14 protein-coding genes are annotated in these 16,712 nt (G+C 40.4%); 7 read left to right on the forward strand and 7 right to left on the reverse strand.

Going from position 1 to position 16,712, the window contains the following annotated elements; genetic code table 11:
• Window positions 1-3: 3 nt before the first annotated feature.
• The 4 genes from IJS99_00350 to IJS99_00365 form a co-directional block, all read right to left on the reverse strand.
• On the reverse strand, window positions 4-2,226 hold the full coding sequence (locus IJS99_00350) for a bifunctional (p)ppGpp synthetase/guanosine-3',5'-bis(diphosphate) 3'-pyrophosphohydrolase (protein MBQ7560270.1): 2,223 nt from the start codon (window positions 2,224-2,226) through the stop codon (window positions 4-6).
• A gap of 135 nt (window positions 2,227-2,361) precedes the next feature.
• Entirely contained in the window at window positions 2,362-4,056 is a 1,695-nt protein-coding gene (locus IJS99_00355; protein ID MBQ7560271.1) for a DHH family phosphoesterase, read from the reverse strand.
• Entirely contained in the window at window positions 4,038-4,508 is a 471-nt protein-coding gene (tadA, locus tag IJS99_00360) for a tRNA adenosine(34) deaminase TadA (protein MBQ7560272.1), read from the reverse strand. Before tadA ends, IJS99_00355 begins: the two co-directional genes overlap by 19 nt.
• Window positions 4,509-4,964 (reverse strand): YhcH/YjgK/YiaL family protein, encoded by a 456-nt coding sequence (locus IJS99_00365; GenBank protein MBQ7560273.1) that lies wholly within the window; start codon window positions 4,962-4,964, stop codon window positions 4,509-4,511. It abuts the gene before it with no gap.
• A gap of 263 nt (window positions 4,965-5,227) precedes the next feature.
• On the opposite strand from IJS99_00365, the gene IJS99_00370 reads away from it, so the two are divergent.
• The 3 genes from IJS99_00370 (at window position 5,228) to IJS99_00380 (ending at window position 8,800) form a co-directional block, all read left to right on the forward strand.
• Window positions 5,228-6,739 carry an IMP dehydrogenase gene (locus IJS99_00370; GenBank protein MBQ7560274.1) on the forward strand — a complete coding sequence of 504 codons (1,512 nt, stop codon included), beginning with the start codon at window positions 5,228-5,230 and terminating at the stop codon, window positions 6,737-6,739.
• A 136-nt stretch (window positions 6,740-6,875) separates the two neighbouring features.
• A complete protein-coding gene (locus tag IJS99_00375) occupies window positions 6,876-7,964 on the forward strand; it encodes an alpha/beta hydrolase (protein MBQ7560275.1) in 1,089 nt (362 codons plus the stop codon).
• Between the two features lie 2 nt (window positions 7,965-7,966).
• Window positions 7,967-8,800 (forward strand): carboxymuconolactone decarboxylase family protein, encoded by an 834-nt coding sequence (locus IJS99_00380; GenBank protein MBQ7560276.1) that lies wholly within the window; start codon window positions 7,967-7,969, stop codon window positions 8,798-8,800.
• A gap of 300 nt (window positions 8,801-9,100) precedes the next feature.
• On the opposite strand, the gene IJS99_00385 is transcribed toward IJS99_00380, so the two are convergent.
• Window positions 9,101-9,361, reverse strand: coding sequence for a MerR family transcriptional regulator (locus IJS99_00385; GenBank protein MBQ7560277.1), 261 nt, complete (start codon window positions 9,359-9,361; stop codon window positions 9,101-9,103).
• A gap of 104 nt (window positions 9,362-9,465) precedes the next feature.
• Between IJS99_00385 and IJS99_00390 the strand changes: the two genes are divergently transcribed.
• From IJS99_00390 to IJS99_00405, 4 genes are read left to right on the forward strand one after another with little or no spacing between them, the layout of a single operon-like run.
• Complete coding sequence (locus IJS99_00390; GenBank protein MBQ7560278.1) at window positions 9,466-10,755, forward strand: alpha/beta hydrolase; 1,290 nt, start codon at window positions 9,466-9,468, stop codon at window positions 10,753-10,755.
• A gap of 13 nt (window positions 10,756-10,768) precedes the next feature.
• A complete protein-coding gene (locus tag IJS99_00395; protein ID MBQ7560279.1) occupies window positions 10,769-11,818 on the forward strand; it encodes an alpha/beta fold hydrolase in 1,050 nt (349 codons plus the stop codon).
• Between the two features lie 10 nt (window positions 11,819-11,828).
• Complete coding sequence (locus tag IJS99_00400; GenBank protein MBQ7560280.1) at window positions 11,829-13,445, forward strand: carboxylesterase/lipase family protein; 1,617 nt, start codon at window positions 11,829-11,831, stop codon at window positions 13,443-13,445.
• The gene (locus tag IJS99_00405; GenBank protein MBQ7560281.1) at window positions 13,435-14,358 is read left to right on the forward strand and encodes an alpha/beta hydrolase; all 924 of its coding nucleotides are present in this window, start codon (window positions 13,435-13,437) and stop codon (window positions 14,356-14,358) included. The genes IJS99_00400 and IJS99_00405 overlap by 11 nt, the downstream gene beginning before the upstream one ends.
• Window positions 14,359-14,376: 18 nt before the next feature.
• Here the strand turns inward: IJS99_00405 and IJS99_00410 are convergent, their stop codons facing one another.
• Window positions 14,377-15,771, reverse strand: coding sequence for a ComEC/Rec2 family competence protein (locus IJS99_00410; GenBank protein ID MBQ7560282.1), 1,395 nt, complete (start codon window positions 15,769-15,771; stop codon window positions 14,377-14,379).
• A gap of 7 nt (window positions 15,772-15,778) precedes the next feature.
• Window positions 15,779-16,528: a helix-hairpin-helix domain-containing protein gene (locus tag IJS99_00415; protein ID MBQ7560283.1), complete on the reverse strand. Its 750-nt coding sequence runs from the start codon at window positions 16,526-16,528 to the stop codon at window positions 15,779-15,781.
• Between the last annotated feature and the right edge of the window lie 184 nt (window positions 16,529-16,712).

The following is a 16,712-nucleotide window of genomic DNA, read 5'->3' on the forward strand; positions in this document are numbered from 1 at the left end:
ATTTTACCCCCTTGTAACTTCCATAATGCCGCGAACCTCGTTCAATCTTGCCATAGCAGAGTATAAATTTTCGAGATTCCTGACTCTTATATCTATTCTCATGCGCATTAAACTATTTCCTACCATTGAGGCTTTAATCCCTAAAATTCCCGTGCCGTTGAGTCCGAGTGCCTTTGTTGCGTCAGAAATTAAATCTTCACGGTCAATTCCTTCAGCTTTGAGTCTTGCTGTGTAATATTTCGTGTCTCGTCCGGGTATAATGCTTTTATCCTGATCGGCCCATGTTACGTTGATTTTATGCTCGTGATTTTGTTTCTGAATGCTGGGACAGTCGACTCTATGTACAGTGATTCCGCGTTTATGAGTCGAATATCCTATAATTTCATCGCCGGGGACTGGATCACAGCAGCTTGCAAGGGTAACACTGACTCCTGACTCGCCTTCTACTAAAATATCCGATTTTATTTCGCGTTTACGAACTTCTGGCGTGTTCTTAATTTCAAGCGGTGTATTTTGAGGCTCAGGCGAATGATGCTGTAAATATGCCAGTGAAATTTTTTGTGCCGCTGCTCCCGGCCCTATTGACCCCGAACCTACTGATATTAATTGATCGTCGATATTCCCGAAATCTTCGCGTTTAACGTCATTGAGTCCCCGTTTTCGTAATTCCCGCTCTATTAATTTCCAGCCGCGTTCTATTTTCTCGTCCCGTTCTGTCTTCTCGGCCTGCCTGAAATATGCCCGGATTTTCGCGCGGGTTTTGCCTGAGCTGACAATTTTTAGCCAGTCCTTAGAAGGCGCCCCCTGCGGAGAAGTCAAAATTTTTACTATATCGCCGCTGTGTAATTGAGTATTAAGCGGGACTATTCGGCCGTTAATCATAGCTCCGACACAGTGATTTCCGACTTCAGTATGCACTGAATAAGCAAAATCTAAAGTTGTTGACCCATTCGGCAAAATTATGGGCTTCCCGTCCGGTGTGAAAACGTATACTTCACTTGTGAGTAAAATATCACTCTTCAAGACTTCCATAAACTCTTTAGAGTCTCCCTCTTGGCCTGCCTCAAGTGCTTGACGTACCCACATTAATTTTGCGTCGAGTCCCTTAATTAACTTTTTGCCGCCTCCTGATTTATAGACCCAGTGAGCCGCGATTCCGTACTCTGCGAAGTGATTCATTTCATAAGTCCTGATTTGTACTTCCAAAGGCACCCCGAACGCCATTACAGTCGTATGCAAAGATTGATACATGTTACTCTTAGGAGTAGCAATATAATCATCAAATTGTCCGGGAACTGGTACCCATAAAGCGTGGACTATTCCGAGAACTGCATAACAAGTTGACACATCAGACACTAAGACTCTAACAGCTAGAATATCATAGAGTTCATCAAACGATAATTTTTTGCGCTGCATTTTCTCGTATATGCTGTAATAATGCTTTGAACGGCCTTTGATTCTGCACGGTATATTTTCTTTCTGGAGTCTCTCTTCAAGAACTTTGCGGGCTTTGTTAATAACTTCTTCCATTTGAGGGAGTTTCTTTTTTACGCGATATTCTACCTCGTGATAAATATCAGGGTGTAAATACATAAATGATAAATCTTCAAGTTCCCGCTTAATCTGATAGATTCCGAGTCTGTGTGCTAGGGGCGCGTAAATTTCCATAGTTTCACGGGCGATTCGGGCTTGCTTGTCAGGTCTCATAACGTTAAGAGTCCTCATGTTGTGCAGTCTGTCAGCAAGTTTTATCAGGACGACTCTAATATCTTGAGCCATAACGACAAACATACGCCGCAAATTTTCACCGGTTAAATCTTCACGCGACATGAATTCTTTAACTTCATTGCCGGCCAGTTTCGTAACTCCCTGAACGAGCGTTAATACATCTTCCCCGAATTTTTCGCGCATTTCGTCAGCTGTAACGCTTGTATCTTCTAGCACGTCATGAAGTAAAGCAGCTTCAAGAGTTGCCATGTCGAGTCTCATACCAGCAAGAATTAATGCAGCACTCAAAGTGTGAATTATATATGGCTCTCCGGATTTCCTGAACTGGTCTTTATGGGCTTGAGCAGCAAAGACAAAAGCCTCGCCGAGCCTGTTTAACTGTTCAGGAGTCAATGAAAGCATTGATTTTGTCCATAAATCCTGCCAAAGCGAACGCACGCACTCCTGCTGTGAGTCCTTAGGAATCCGCGAAAAGAATTCATCACGTAATTTCGACATCTCATGCAAATAATTTGTCGAATTATCTTCTATTGACGGGACACTGTTAATAATAGACGAGAAAAAATTATCGCCGCCCATTTCTAAAGTCTCTAGTGCCTTATTCTCTTCTTTCTTATTATCTTTGGGCATTCTTTAAACGCCTCCTTTTGTTTCAGTTACTGCATAATCGATAATAAATTGCAGAGTCTCCTCATTCCTCCAATAATCTAATCTAGGATGATAAATCCAACCTTTAACGCCATTTTTTAACATGTCTGCTACATCTTTAGGCGAGGTGTTAAATGCTAATAATTTCGCGTTATTAACTCGTATATAACTGTGTTTGCCGTCTTTACCCATCGGGTTTATTTCAGTATTGTTTATATCAGGGTCAATATAAAATTTCGGCGAAGGGTTATTATTACCAAACGGGCCCAGTGCAGAGACAGCGCGCCAATCTGAAATTGTTATATCTGAAGGTTCAATATTTATTACTGGTGTCTGAGTGCCGGGGATTATCTCTATATTTGTGAGAAGTGAATCAAGAATCTTGCGGACTTCCCGCCAATTTTCAGGCCTCACTGAGAATCCGGCCGCGTATTTATGGCCTCCCCATGCGTCTAACTTTTCGGAGATCTCGCGCAAAATTCCTACTGCATCGCCGCCCTCAGGAACTCGCAAAGTCCCCCGAATTATTCCGCCTTCTACAGGAGCAGCTAAGGCTATCGGGATATTATATTGCGCACAAATCCTACTTGCAACACCGCTTAAGATTCCCACCGGCCAAGCGTCATTATATAAAACTTTATTATGAATCTTCCCGGCTGATAAAGAGTCATCGATTGCCTTTGCTATATTTTCCGTTAAAGTCTGGCGTTTACGGTTGATTCTCGTTAACTCGTTCACACATGAATAAATTGCGTCATTGCTGCCCGAACCTAACAAAGCACGGACTCCGACATCTGCCGTAGAAATTCGCCCGGGAGCGTTCAGACATGGAATTATGCGCATTGATAAATGTTCTTCTGTTAATTGCGATTTATTTATGCCTAGACAGTCAAATAAAGCACTCAAGCCGCGCCGGGGATTTGTACGCATTAAATGCATTCCGAATCTTACTAGAGAACGATTCAAATTATGAAGCGGCATACAATCGGCAATAGTTGCAAGTGCTACCAGATCAATTTGATATTTCAGGAAATCACGAGAAATTATATTTTCCTTCCATGCCCAGCACCATAATACGGCAGTCGCGCAAATTTTTTGTGACTCGTCCTGCGAACTCTGAACGGGATTCACGATTGTATTAATCGTAACAGGCGCAGAAACTGAATGATGATCGAACACGAAAATATTTATACCGGCCCTGCGTAAATTCTCTAACATTTCAGAGTCATTTGTCCCGCAGTCAACTACAACAAGAGTATTGCAGCCAGTACCAGCAATTTTTTCAAGGACTCCGGCGTTCAATCCATAACCGTGAATATCTCTCTTGGGAATAAAATAACGTACCTGCGCGCCCTTGTGTCTAAAAATTTCCATTGCTAACACAGTTGAACAAATTCCGTCAGTGTCATAATCTCCGTAAACTAAGACATTTCCGAATGAGCTTTTAGACTCCCATAAAGTTTTAGCGGCCTTGCTTGACTCGCCGAGATTCAAATTTGTTATTTGTTTCGTGAAATCAGGGTGAATCCATTCGCGCAAAGAGTCCAAATCTTCCCCGCCCTTAAGCATATCTAAGACACCTGCGGCCAGTTCGGGACATTCTAAGGAGTTAGCAAGCTGCTTAGTGTTCTCGCCGGGCTGATAAATTTTTAAGTCAGAAATTAAACATGTAGGCAGCATTTATTTATTCCCCTTCTGATAATAAAATATTCCTGCAAAATTTCCGCGCATTCAGTGGCCATTACTCCGGACTCTACTTTGCAAATATGATTTAATCTTGAGTCGCTCAAAATGTTATAAAGAGTTCCGCCGGCTCCTGACCTGAAATTTTTTGCACCGTAAACGACCCGCGATAATCGGGCATTAACACAAGCTCCGGCACACATGGGACAAGGCTCAAGAGTTACATACATTGTGCAGCCTGAAAGATTCCATCTTTGCAAATTCTCACAGCATGAACGGATCGCAATGATTTCGGCGTGTTCGGTGGGATCTAAAAATTTTTTGTCGCTCCCTGAAGATAAAATCTCGTTATTCTTTACGATTACAGCTCCGACGGGAACATCACCGCGTGAGAGTGCATTTTTTGCGAGATTTAGAGCTTGATTCATGAAAAAAATATCCGGCTGCATTTAGATTTTCACTTTCAGGACAAGACTCTTAACAGTGCCGCGATTCTGGAAATATACTCCGCATTTATGGGCATCTTCAGGCATAAATAATATAAAATGTCCGGGCGGTACTTGATTATAAATTCCTTCACCGGTGTAATATGCTGTATCAGTTAATTCGTCATAGGGCTTTGACTCTTTCAGCTGGTCAATCATGGCATAACCGAACCACTCTTCACCGCTTAGTGTTATATGAATGTCGATATATTTTTTGTGAGTCTCGAAAAATTTTCCGTCGGGTTTAGTCGTAATTGACTCGTTAATCTCAAAGAAAATATTATTCCCGTCAATTATATATCTGCCCGGTTTGAAATTTTCTAGTTCGTTTATGTGTTCAGAAATGTATTCAAGACCTTTTTTCACACGCTCGCCGAGTCCGCTGTAACGTGAAGGATATTGCACTGTTCCGAGTATCATAATAAATTCATCTCCTGAGTTAATTTGCAATTTATTATACACGCATTAATTATTTGAAATATTCTTATATATTTTATGTGCTATCATACAAGGCAAATTTTTTGTTGCTAGTTAATATGTGTAGGGTAAAAACATATTTTATTCTACTCCCACCCGCCCACCCGACTGCTGCGCAGCCGAGTAGAATAGGGTAAAGACAAAAGCTGTATAAATTTTTGCAGCAATAATTATAATAATATAATCTGAAAGGAGAAAATTTTTTCATGGCCTATTTTTTTAGCGAACCTTCTCACACGTTTTCTGAATATCTTTTACTGCCGAATTATTCATCTGAAAATTGTGTGCCGTCAAATGTCTCACTGCGGACTCCTCTTTGTAAATTCAGGGCGGGTGAAGAATCTCCCCTTTCGATTAATATCCCCCTTACAAGTGCGATAATGCAGTCAGTATCTGATGACAATATGGCAATTGCTTTAGCTCGTGAGGGCGGGATCTCGTTTATTTTCTGTTCTCAGCCAATCGAGAAACAAGCCGAAATGGTAGCACGAGTCAAGAAATACAAGGCCGGATTTGTCGCAAATGATTCAGCAATAGGGCCGGATCAGACTTTGAAGGATATTCTTGCGCTGAAAGAATTAACAGGACACACAACAGTTGCAGTAACTCATGATGGGAGCTTGACGGGCAAATTACTGGGAATCGTAACGAGCCGCGATTACAGAGTCAGCCGCACTGATTTAGACTTGAAAGTCAGAGACTTCATGACTCCGATCGATAAAGTAATTTCTGCTCATGACGGATTAAGCCTAAGTGAAGCAAATGATATTTTATGGGAGCATAAATTAAATTCGCTGCCAGTAATCGATGATAAAGGCAACATGGTCGCTTTTGTATTTCGCAAAGATTATGACATGCACAAAGAGAACCCGTTAGAATTGCTTGACTCTCAAAAACGTTACATGACGGGAGCAGGCATTAACACTCGCGATTATGAACAAAGAGTCCCGGCATTACTCGAAGCGGGGGCGGATGTTCTGTGCATTGACTCGTCTGAAGGATTCACGGAGTGGCAGAGAAGGACTCTTAAATGGATTCGCGATAAATACGGCGATGATGTTAAAGTCGGTGCGGGCAATGTAGTAAGCGCTGAAGGATTCAAATTTTTAGCGGAGGCAGGAGCAGATTTCATAAAAATAGGAATAGGCGGCGGCTCAATCTGCATAACTCGTGAAGCAAAAGGAATCGGGCGCGGACAAGCTACAGCAGTTATAGAAATTGCAAATGCCCGTGATAAATATTTTGCTGAGACTGGAATTTATATTCCGATTTGTTCAGACGGGGGAATTGTAATGGACTATCATATAACGCTGGCTCTAGCAATGGGAGCGGATTTTTGTATGCTGGGACGATATTTTGCGCGCTTTGATGAGAGTCCTACAAATAAAGTTATGGTAAATGGGAATTACGTTAAAGAGTACTGGGGCGAGGGGTCTTCACGTGCTAGGAACTGGCAGAGATATGACTCGGGCGATACTTCACAAGTAAAATTATCGTTTGAAGAAGGAGTCGACAGTTACGTCCCATATGCGGGGAGTCTCCGCGATAATTTAACGGAGACAATAAGCAAGATAAGATCTACTTTCTGCAATTGCGGGGCGTTGAATTTGTGCGAAATGAGGGAGAAAGCAAGAATCACCCTTGTATCGCCTGTAACTCTGATAGAAGGCGGAGCGCATGACGTAATTACAAAGGAAGCAGCCAGACGAACAAAATAAATTTTTGCTATAAAATATCGTGCAGTTCTCGGAATTTAACGGGAGCTGCATATTTAATTTTTCAAAAATTTGACCGATTGTTACAACCTGTTGATATATTTATTGCAAGAAAATTTTTTTATGGAGGTACTTAATCATGAGACTTGCAATATTTACAATGATAGTATTATTTGCGTTCGTAGGGGCAGCATTTGCTGACATGAGTCCCGTCAAAAGTTTTCAAGAGAGAAAGCCGACTCCGTATAATAATAATCAATTCGGTTTTGTATATAACGGGGCAATCACTGAAAATGTAAGCGGAAAAGTCAACGTCCACCCGATAACTTACGAGCTTAACGGCATAAAAATTGCTGCAAATGTTTATACGCCTGCGAATTATGACTCGTCAAAAAAATATCCTGCTGTAACAGTTGCGCACCCGAATGGAGGAGTCAAGGAACAAGTAGCCGGACTCTTTGCGCAGAAACTCGCCGAACTTGGTTATATCACAGTAGCTGCTGATGCTGCTTATCAGGGAGAAAGCGGCGGGCAGCCGAGACACACCGATATACCATTTTTCAGAACTGAAGATATACACGGCATGGTCGATTTATTGAGCATTTATCCCGGAGTTGACACGAATCGTATCGGCATGTTAGGAATTTGCGGAGGCGGCGGTTATACTTTGAATGCTGCCAAGTCAGAAAAACGCGTGAAATCTGTAGCGACTCTTAGCATGTTTAACACTGGGCGGGTTCGTCGTGAGGGCTATATGAGTTCGCAAATTAACAAGATTCAAGACACTTTAAAGCAGGCTTCAGACGCTCGCAATGCACAGATTAAGGGCGAAATTTTAGCGGCCGGGACTGTAGATTTTGACTCATTGACTGATGAGAGCATAGAAAAAATTGCTAATGATCTTTATCGCGAGGGAATTAAATACTACGGCAAGACTCACAGGCATCCTAATTCGACATTTGAGTATACCCGTTCAAGTTTAAGCGAGCTAATGTCATGGGACGCTGTAGACAATATTAAATTAATTAATGTGCCGTTATTAATGATGGCGGGAAGTATTGCCGACTCTCTTTATTTGAGCGAGGACGCTATAGAGAAAGCAGCAGGCACTAACGATAAAGAATTATTCTTGATTCCCGGTGCCTATCACATTCAGACTTATTATGTTCCCGAATATGTTGAGCAGGAAATTAATAAGCTGAAAGAATTTTTCGGGAGGACTCTATAAATATGAAGATTGCAATAATTTTATTGAGCATTATATTATTCGCAATGCCAGTTTTCGCAAGTACTCTTGACGGATATGACCGCGCAAAGATTGCCGATGAGAATTACTCGAAAATGAACGGATCTGATTCAATGCCAGAGTCAAAAAATGATCCCGAACTCGCAGCAATCATGAAAAAATATATCTACGGCGATTTATCCCAGCAAATAAAATTGTCAGATATGGAGCGTCAATTAATTAGAATCGTTGTATTAACTACAAATCAGAATCACAAATTTTTAGCTCGTGTAATTAATGAGACTCTAGCACTCGGAATTAAGCCTATTGAAATCCGCGAGGCACTTTATCATGTTGCGCCCTATATAGGATTCCCGAAAGTTTTTGAGGCATTAGACATCGCAAATGAAATTTTTACAGCAAAGGGAGTAAAATTACCGCTTGAGAATCAAGGAACTACTACAGATTCAGACAGATTTGAGAAGGGATTAAATTTTCAAGTCAGCAAGTACGGTGAAAGAATTAATCAAATGAGAGACTCGACTCCGGACTATCAGAAACATTTACAAGATAATTTATCGGCTTATTGTTTCGGAGATATTTACACGCGGGGGACTCTTGATTATAAGACTCGTGAAATGCTGACAATGGCAGTAATAGGCACACTTGGAACGGCAGAGGCTCAATATAAATCACACGTAATCGGGACTCTTGACTCCGGTGCAACAAATGAAGAAGTTATCGGAGTAATTACAACAATGAATCCCTATATAGGCTTCCCAAGGACTCTAAACGCTTTGAGAATCGCAAATGAAGTTTTCAATGAGCGCAAAAAATAATACCCTAGTGCTAAAATAAATCTTAAATGCAGTTCTCGGAAAATTAACGGGAGCTGCATATTTTTACAGCTACTTTTACAGCTACAAAAAAGTTAATTTTTCTTAGTAATAGCAATCACTCACAAGACAAAAAATTTTTATTATATGCTCATTTAGATTCGCACGAACACGGGAGCAAATTGCTAAAATATTCGCGTTCACCTGAAAGAACTTCATCATAAAATTTTTGTTTATTGTCAATATATTCAATCGAAAAATTTAGAGCTGCTATATTTTCCTGTAGCTGTAATTTTTTCCGTGCTAAAATTTTTTTCCTAGCTGGAATCGTTGCTGCTCCCTCACGGCATAATTTAGTATATATTCTTTCATTTCCTGAAGAGTCATTCCGCAATTTTTCAAGCAAGTTAGACTCTTAATCCATGCAATATCGCGCTCGTCAAAGATTCGCCGATTAATTTTATCGCGCTTCACGTTTGGAATTAGTCCCTCGTTGCAGTAAAATTTTAGTCCCTGATAAGTCATGCCCGTTTCTTTGCAAGCCTGCATCATTGTGTAAATCATGAAATTTTTTCGCTCCTTAATAAATAATATATAAATATACGCTTGACCGATAGTATAAATCGATTGTTATTATTGAGTCAAAAATTTTCAGGAGGGTTATATTCGTGCTTAAAAAATTTGTATTAATATTATTGAGCTTGGCAATTCTAACAAGTTTTACCGGGTTTGCATATTCAGAACAGAAATTTTTTTCTCATCAAGTTATACCCATGAACGTAATTAATCATGAGAGCGGCAAAATTTTAAGAGGTCTGCTTTATATGCCTGAGACTGAAAAATTTTCGCGTGTTCCTTTAGTGATTGCAGCGCACGAACTTGGGAGCAATTATTCACGGGGCTGGCCTCAATACGGCGAGGCACTTGCGAGTCTGGGAATTGCTGTATACACGTTTGATTTTGCAGGTGGAGGGCCTAAAACAAGAATGGACGGCACACCGGGGAGTCATAGCGACGGCGACACAACAGAAATGTCAGTAATGACTGAAGTTAAAGATTTAGAATGCGTGTTAAAAGCTGCCAAGTCATGGGAATTCGTTGACTCTTCAAAAATTGCTATAATAGGCGGCTCGCAGGGCGGGGCGGTTTCTGTTATAACTGCTGCTCGTCATGCTGAAGAGATTGCGGGACTCGTTTTGCTATATCCTGCGTTAATAATTCGTGATGATTTACACAAGAAATTTGCGGAAAAAAAAGATTGCCCCCCTGTTTATAGCTATAACGGCTGGCTTGACGTGGGTCCGATTTATGTTAATGACATGTGGGACTATGATATTTACTCGGACATGCCAAAATATTCAAAGCCTGTATTAATTTTACATGGCGATAAAGATTTTATTGTCCCGATTGAGTACTCGCAAAAAGCCGCAAAAATTTATCCTGATTCAGAATTTCACGTAATTAATAACGGAGATCACGGTTTTAAGGGCGACACATTTAATCAGGCAATGGGCTATATTAAAGCGTATTTCAGGAAAATTAATTTTTTACCGGACGGAATGAGCAAAATTATCCCGGTCGGGATTCTTAATAATATAGCTGGAGAACATTTCACGGGGAAGAGTTTTTTATTTCCTGTATCTACGCAGCAGGCCGGAGTCTTTAACGTAACTTTTGAGCCGGGAAGCTATAACGAATGGCACATACATCACGCGGAAAAAGGCGGCGGACAAATTTTAATTGCGATTTCAGGCCGGGGCTGGTATCAGGAAGAAGGCAAACCCGCACAAGAATTAATGCCCGGTGATGTCGTAAATATTCCCGCAAATATTAAGCACTGGCACGGAGCAGCAAAAGACTCATGGTTTCAGCATGTTGCTATAGAAGTCCCCGGAGAAGATACAAAAACTACGTGGCATGGATTCTTATCACCTGAAGAATACTCAAAATTAAAATAGGAGCGTGTTATTTATGAAAAAATTTTTAGCAGCATTATTATTATTATTATTTATTATGAGTGTATCAGCGTTTGCAAGTGAGCCTTTAATAATTCGCGAGCAGGGTATTTTTTCAGCTGGCGGAACAGTAACAGACCCGCTGCCGGGCGAGTTTAATATTTCTGAAAACTGGCTGGATTATTCACGAGCAGGAAACACGGCGCATGTCGATCACGCAAATGTATTTTACCAGATTCCAGACGGCAAAAATAAATCTCCGATAGTATATCTTCACGGTTATGGACAGACTCGAACGGGCTGGCAGTCAACACCTGACAGACGCGAGGGCTGGAGCGATATTTTTTTAAGAAAGGGGCGCGCGGCATTTCTCGTTGATCAACCTAGACGCGGGGCAGCAGGTTCAACCGTCAAAATCATAACCGGAGACATGGATACTCGTGCAAACGGTACAGAATATAATCCGGGAGATCAAGCGTGGTATACTCATTTCAGAATCGGACGGGGGACTCCGAATCGTTATAAAGGGAGTCAATTTCCTGAAGGTGAGGCGGCATTAAATCAATTTTTGCGTCAAATGACTCCTAATACAGGAAATTATGACGTAGTAATTTTAGGCTCGGCATTAAGTGCTGTATTATCCGAAGTGCGTTCTATGACTGGCAAGAAAGCTATTTATTTGACTCATTCACAGGGCGGGCGCGTGGGCTGGCAGACTGACACTGAAAATATTGCGGCGATTGTTGCAATTGAACCGGGATTTGCTCCTGAAGTAGGCAGTGAAAACTATAAAAAATTTGTAGCTGCAAAAATTCCCATGATATTTTATTTCGGTGATTATATAAATAACGGCCCTAATGATATAAAGAGTACAGCATTTTGGAAAAGTGTATTAGATCAATGCCGGGATTTCGCAAAACACTACAACGAAGACGGCGGAGATGCGACAGTTATATATCTTCCTGACGAGAAAATAACCGGAAATAGTCATTTTATGTTTCAGGAGCTGAATAATAAAGAAATAGCCGATCACATAGAAAAATGGCTGGAGTCAAAAGGGTTGTAAATAATAAATCATGAATAAAAAAATTTTTATGTCTGCTTTAATCATTGCGCTTAGTTTTATCGGTGTGTCGTCTGCTGAAATTATTTCAGGGCCGGACGCTGCTGTTGTCGAAATCGAGGGCGGAAAATTACAGGGCTATATCAGGAATAATATTTTTACTTATTTAGGAGTCCCTTACGCTGAAGCAGATTTATTTATGCCTCCGACTAAAATAAAAGCATGGGACGGAATCAAAATGGCTGTAACTTACGGCAATATCTCACCGCAATTAACTTCACAGCAAAATGATATGTTCCCTGCTCACTGGTACTGGCCTTTATGGACTCCGAAAAATTACACGCAGGATAATAACTGTCAAAATTTAAATATTTGGACTCCCGGCCTCGATAACAAAAAACGTCCTGTAATGATCTGGCTTCACGGCGGAGGCTTTGAGGCTGGCTCTTCAAGCGTCGAAGATATTTATAACGGTGAAAATTTATCACGCACGGGCGATGTCGTTGTAGTGTCAGTAAATCACAGGCTTAACGTGTTAGGCTTTCTTGATTTATCGGCTTATGGACAAGAATATAAATACTCTGGAAATCTCGGAATTCTTGATTTAGTTGCAGCTCTTGAATGGGTGAAAAATAATATTGCTGAATTCGGCGGCGATCCAAATAATGTTACTTTATTCGGGCAGTCAGGAGGCTGCGCAAAAATTTTGACTCTTATGGCAGTTCCTGCGACTAAAAATTTATTTCACAAGGCAATCGAACAAAGCGGAGCAGCTGAACTCATGGGAATAACTTTACCGGATCAGAAGGCTTCACGGCGAGTCGCTGAATTGACTCTTGAAAATTTAAATATTTCGCCTGAAAACATTTCGCAATTAAAAAATGTCCCATATGCTAAATTAATAGAAGCAGCAAATAAAGCAATGGCACAAGCAATTAAAGAGGGTGAGAAAATTTATTCATGGTCTCCGGTGAAGGACGGCGATTATATTCAAGTTGACCCGGTAGAAAGCGGATTCACTGAACAAGCAAAGAATATCCCCCTATTAATAGGCTCATGCTTAAACGAATGGCAGACAGTCCCATTATTTGCGAACATGGCACGAACTCAAAGCGATAATAAAAATTTCTGGTCAGAATCGCAAATTAACGAGAAATTACTGGAGAAATACGGCGATAAATCAGACGCAATCACAAAGGCATTTATTAAAGCATATCCAAACAAGAAAAAAGCCGATGCCTTATATATTGATACATGGCTGAGGACTCGCGCATTAAAAACTATGAACATTAAAGCGTCTCAAAATGGTGCTCCTGTTTATGCTTATGTTTTCACATGGGAGACTCCGGTAATGGGAGGTTATGCAATGGCTTATCACTGTTCGGAATTACCATTTGTGTTTAATAATATTACATTGAGCGATACAGCAACAGGGGGCGGAGAAAAGGCTCAGGCACTCGCTGAGAAAATGAGTCAATCATGGGTAAATTTTGCTAAAACAGGTAATCCCGGCTGGGAAGCATATACACGTGAAGAGGGCGCAACAATGATATTTGATAATGAGCCTTCTTTGAGTTATAAGCACGATGACGAATTAATGAAATTATTAACGCCTGATTATGAATACTAGAATAAAATTTATAGCTGCCTTGATTTTATGCTTGATTAATTTCAGGGCAGTTTATGCCTTTGCTTTTGATGAGAACACAAAAATTTCCGACGTGATTAATAATTCTTTATTCGGCGATTACGGGAATTTTATATTTCCGTTGAATTCAAGCTATTACGGCGGCGATACTTTAGAAAATTTGCGGCTCACATGGTATAACAATATAAAACCGGCTCGAACTGTCGAAATAATTAATTACATGTCATCACAGGTAAAACAGGGCAATAAAATTTTTTATAGAATATATCCGGAAAATGACCCGCGCTCAAGAAATACGGGATTATTTTTCTTTAGGGGCAACAGAGGCGCAAAATTTGCAATTTGTAATGCCGGCGGAGGTTTTGTATATGTCGGGGCGATTCATGACAGCTTCCCTCATGCTCTCGAACTCTCAAAAAAAGGTTATAACGCCTTTGCTTTAATTTACAGGCCGGGAACTGATTCAGCTTGTGAAGATTTAGCCCGCGCAATAGCATTTATTCACGAAAACGCAGAAATTTTACAGGTCAACACAAAAAATTATTCACTCTGGGGAGGCAGTGCAGGCGCAAGAATGGCAGCATGGCTCGGAACTTACGGGACAAAATTTTTCGGTGAAAAGGAATTCCCCCGCCCTTCAGCTGTAATAATGCAGTATACAGGCCTGTCTGAAATAACAGGACACGAACCGGCGACTTATAACTGTGTAGGGACTCTTGACGGGATCGCAGATTATCGCATAATGCAGAATCGAATCAATAAAATCAAAGCTCACGGAATTAACGCAGAAATAGAAATTTTTGAGGGATTATCGCACGGATTTGGACTCGGTGAAGGGACTATTGCGGAAGGCTGGCTTGATAGAGCCGTGAATTTCTGGGAGAAGCAAAATTAAAAATTTTCCTGTGAACTCTTACAAGAAAATCATAAACGCCGCAAAACTTCCCACTAACATGATCGCAAATATTCTCGCAACTGCAAAATCAAAATATTTACACATGAAATATATAAATGTCCCTGAGCCTACCCAAGCAATAAAAATATTATATTCAATTACTGCAGGAATCAGACTCGTTATATAATCCGCGCTTAATTCCCAGAGTTTAAATATTCCCTCGACTGCAAATAAAGGCCATAAAATATTAATCATGTTCAATAATGCACTGACTGAAGCAATTGTGAAAGCAAATGAGAAATACAAAGGCGCGAATAAATTTAATATTATACCCACTAAAGGCACGCCCCCGAATGTATAAGCAACTTGCGGGAATGTTACGAGTGCAGCTACAGGACTTATTAAGAGCCATATAATTTTTTTGTGAGTCGCGGCCATTGCAGAAATTACCAGAGCAGACAAGACGGACAAACGCCAGCCTATATCCCAGAAATAAAGCGGCGAATATAATAGCAATAATACACCTGCAAGACTCACGCTGTTTACTGCACTGACTGGACGGCCAAGAACTGACGCAAGCAAACCAGTTTGAATCATTAAGCCCGCACGTACTGCACTGGGAGCAGCCCCCGTTAAAAATATATACAGCCACATTAAGAATGATAATAATAAAATTTTTTGCCCGAATAATAAGCTCAAGCATAATATAAACATTCCTACGTGAAAGCCTGAGACAGCTAATAAATGACTCGTGCCCCATTTCCTGTGAGATTTATTCAGTGAGTCGCTCCTTTCTCCGAGCCATGCAGCTTTTAAATATTTTCCGGTCAAATCAGGCGCATAAATTCCTAAGAAACGCGAGATTTTACGCCTAATAAGTGCTAGACTCAATTTTTTAGGCAATTCTTGAACGTCATATAATTTTACCCAGCCTATAACTCCACGAGCTCCCCAGTATCTTGACTCGTCAAAATCTTTATTATTTCGTGAATGCTTAAGAGGTCTTATAGATCCGTCAAATTTTATTCTGTCGCCCGGTAAGAATTCAGCAAATTGCAGTCTCGTTATAAATCGTCCCTCGTTCACGATTTCTATTACTGCTATATAAGCTCGTCCCCATGTCCTGACTGAAATAATTTCGCCTTGAGCATTATTTATAGATTTATTATTGATTTCAGGCGTGAAAATTCCCGCGTAAATTCTTAACGAACACAGCAGCGCAATAATCAGTCCGCAAAAAAATATCTGCCATTCTCCGGGCAAATCATTCTCATACGATAAAAACATTATAGCCGAATAAATTAACGGTACTACGAGAACAAATGCAAGACCGCCTATTTTGTCATACAGAGCAAGGCCTGACACCAAACTTGCAAGAATTCCCAGCATGGGAGCGCGTCTTAAGACTTCCATATTTATATTAGCGTATCAAAATTTGATCCTTCATTTTCTTGAGCTTGGCCGGGCCTATTCCTTTAACTTGTATTAAGTCATCAGGCTTTGTGAATTTTCCGTGTGACTGCCTGTATTCTATTATCCTTTTAGCGAGTGCAGGGCCGATACCGATTAATTTCTGCAATTCTTCAACTGAAGCATTATTTATGTCGATTAAATTATTATTATTATTATTTGCATTATTAGCTCGTTTGCTTACTTGTGAGACTTGAACGGGCTGTAAAGAAATTATATTATTTTCCTGAACGCCGGGAATTCTTATTAATTGCTGAGGTTGTGCCGGAGTTTTTTGTGCCGCTCCCTTCTGTGCTATATGAATGTGCATTCCGTCCATTAAACGTTCAGCAAGATTTATAGATGCCCGATCAGCTTTTGAAGTAAATCCCCCTGCCGCGTCAATTGCTTGAAAGATTCGCGAGTCCTCAGAGAGTTTATAAACGCCCGGAGTCTTCACTGCTCCTGTAACGTAAATGAACCAGTCAGATTTTATATTATTATTATTTGCGGGAGGCTCTAAATTTTCAGGTTTATTATTTGCTTGAATAACTTGATTATTAATTTGCTGAGATTGAACGGGAATTTTTTCGGGCTTACTATTATTATTATTATCATTATAAGGAATCATAAACATAGTAAGCACGCCAGCAAGCAAAAAAATTATTATGCCTGCTCCAGTTATTATTACTTTGCGAGAGTCGAATTTATTATTATTCATGTTTAAATATTTCTCCGGGAATAAAAATTTTTATCGATTATAGCATTTTATGAGAGAACTAGAAATATATAAAATATAAAATTATTCCCCGCCGCAAAGTGAGTCCCTCCCACCCGCCCGCCCTAGATAATTTTTCCACCGCACAACGTAAAAAATTCGCGGCAAAAAATTGCATTTATACAAA

The sequence above is a fragment of the Synergistaceae bacterium genome (assembly GCA_017444345.1).
Classification (GTDB): Bacteria; Synergistota; Synergistia; order Synergistales; family Aminobacteriaceae; genus JAFUXM01.

Coding starts and splice junctions, on each gene's coding strand:
- IJS99_00405 (MBQ7560281.1), top strand. CDS start 13,435: ATGAATACTAGAATAAAATTTATAGCTGCCTTGATTTTATGCTTGATT.
- IJS99_00370 (MBQ7560274.1), top strand. CDS start 5,228: ATGGCCTATTTTTTTAGCGAACCTTCTCACACGTTTTCTGAATATCTT.
- IJS99_00375 (MBQ7560275.1), top strand. CDS start 6,876: ATGAGACTTGCAATATTTACAATGATAGTATTATTTGCGTTCGTAGGG.
- IJS99_00395 (MBQ7560279.1), top strand. CDS start 10,769: ATGAAAAAATTTTTAGCAGCATTATTATTATTATTATTTATTATGAGT.
- IJS99_00365 (MBQ7560273.1), bottom strand. CDS start 4,964: ATGATACTCGGAACAGTGCAATATCCTTCACGTTACAGCGGACTCGGC.
- tadA (MBQ7560272.1), bottom strand. CDS start 4,508: ATGCAGCCGGATATTTTTTTCATGAATCAAGCTCTAAATCTCGCAAAA.
- IJS99_00355 (MBQ7560271.1), bottom strand. CDS start 4,056: ATGCTGCCTACATGTTTAATTTCTGACTTAAAAATTTATCAGCCCGGC.
- IJS99_00385 (MBQ7560277.1), bottom strand. CDS start 9,361: ATGATTTACACAATGATGCAGGCTTGCAAAGAAACGGGCATGACTTAT.
- IJS99_00415 (MBQ7560283.1), bottom strand. CDS start 16,528: ATGAATAATAATAAATTCGACTCTCGCAAAGTAATAATAACTGGAGCA.
- IJS99_00400 (MBQ7560280.1), top strand. CDS start 11,829: ATGAATAAAAAAATTTTTATGTCTGCTTTAATCATTGCGCTTAGTTTT.
- IJS99_00380 (MBQ7560276.1), top strand. CDS start 7,967: ATGAAGATTGCAATAATTTTATTGAGCATTATATTATTCGCAATGCCA.
- IJS99_00410 (MBQ7560282.1), bottom strand. CDS start 15,771: ATGGAAGTCTTAAGACGCGCTCCCATGCTGGGAATTCTTGCAAGTTTG.
- IJS99_00350 (MBQ7560270.1), bottom strand. CDS start 2,226: ATGTCGAAATTACGTGATGAATTCTTTTCGCGGATTCCTAAGGACTCA.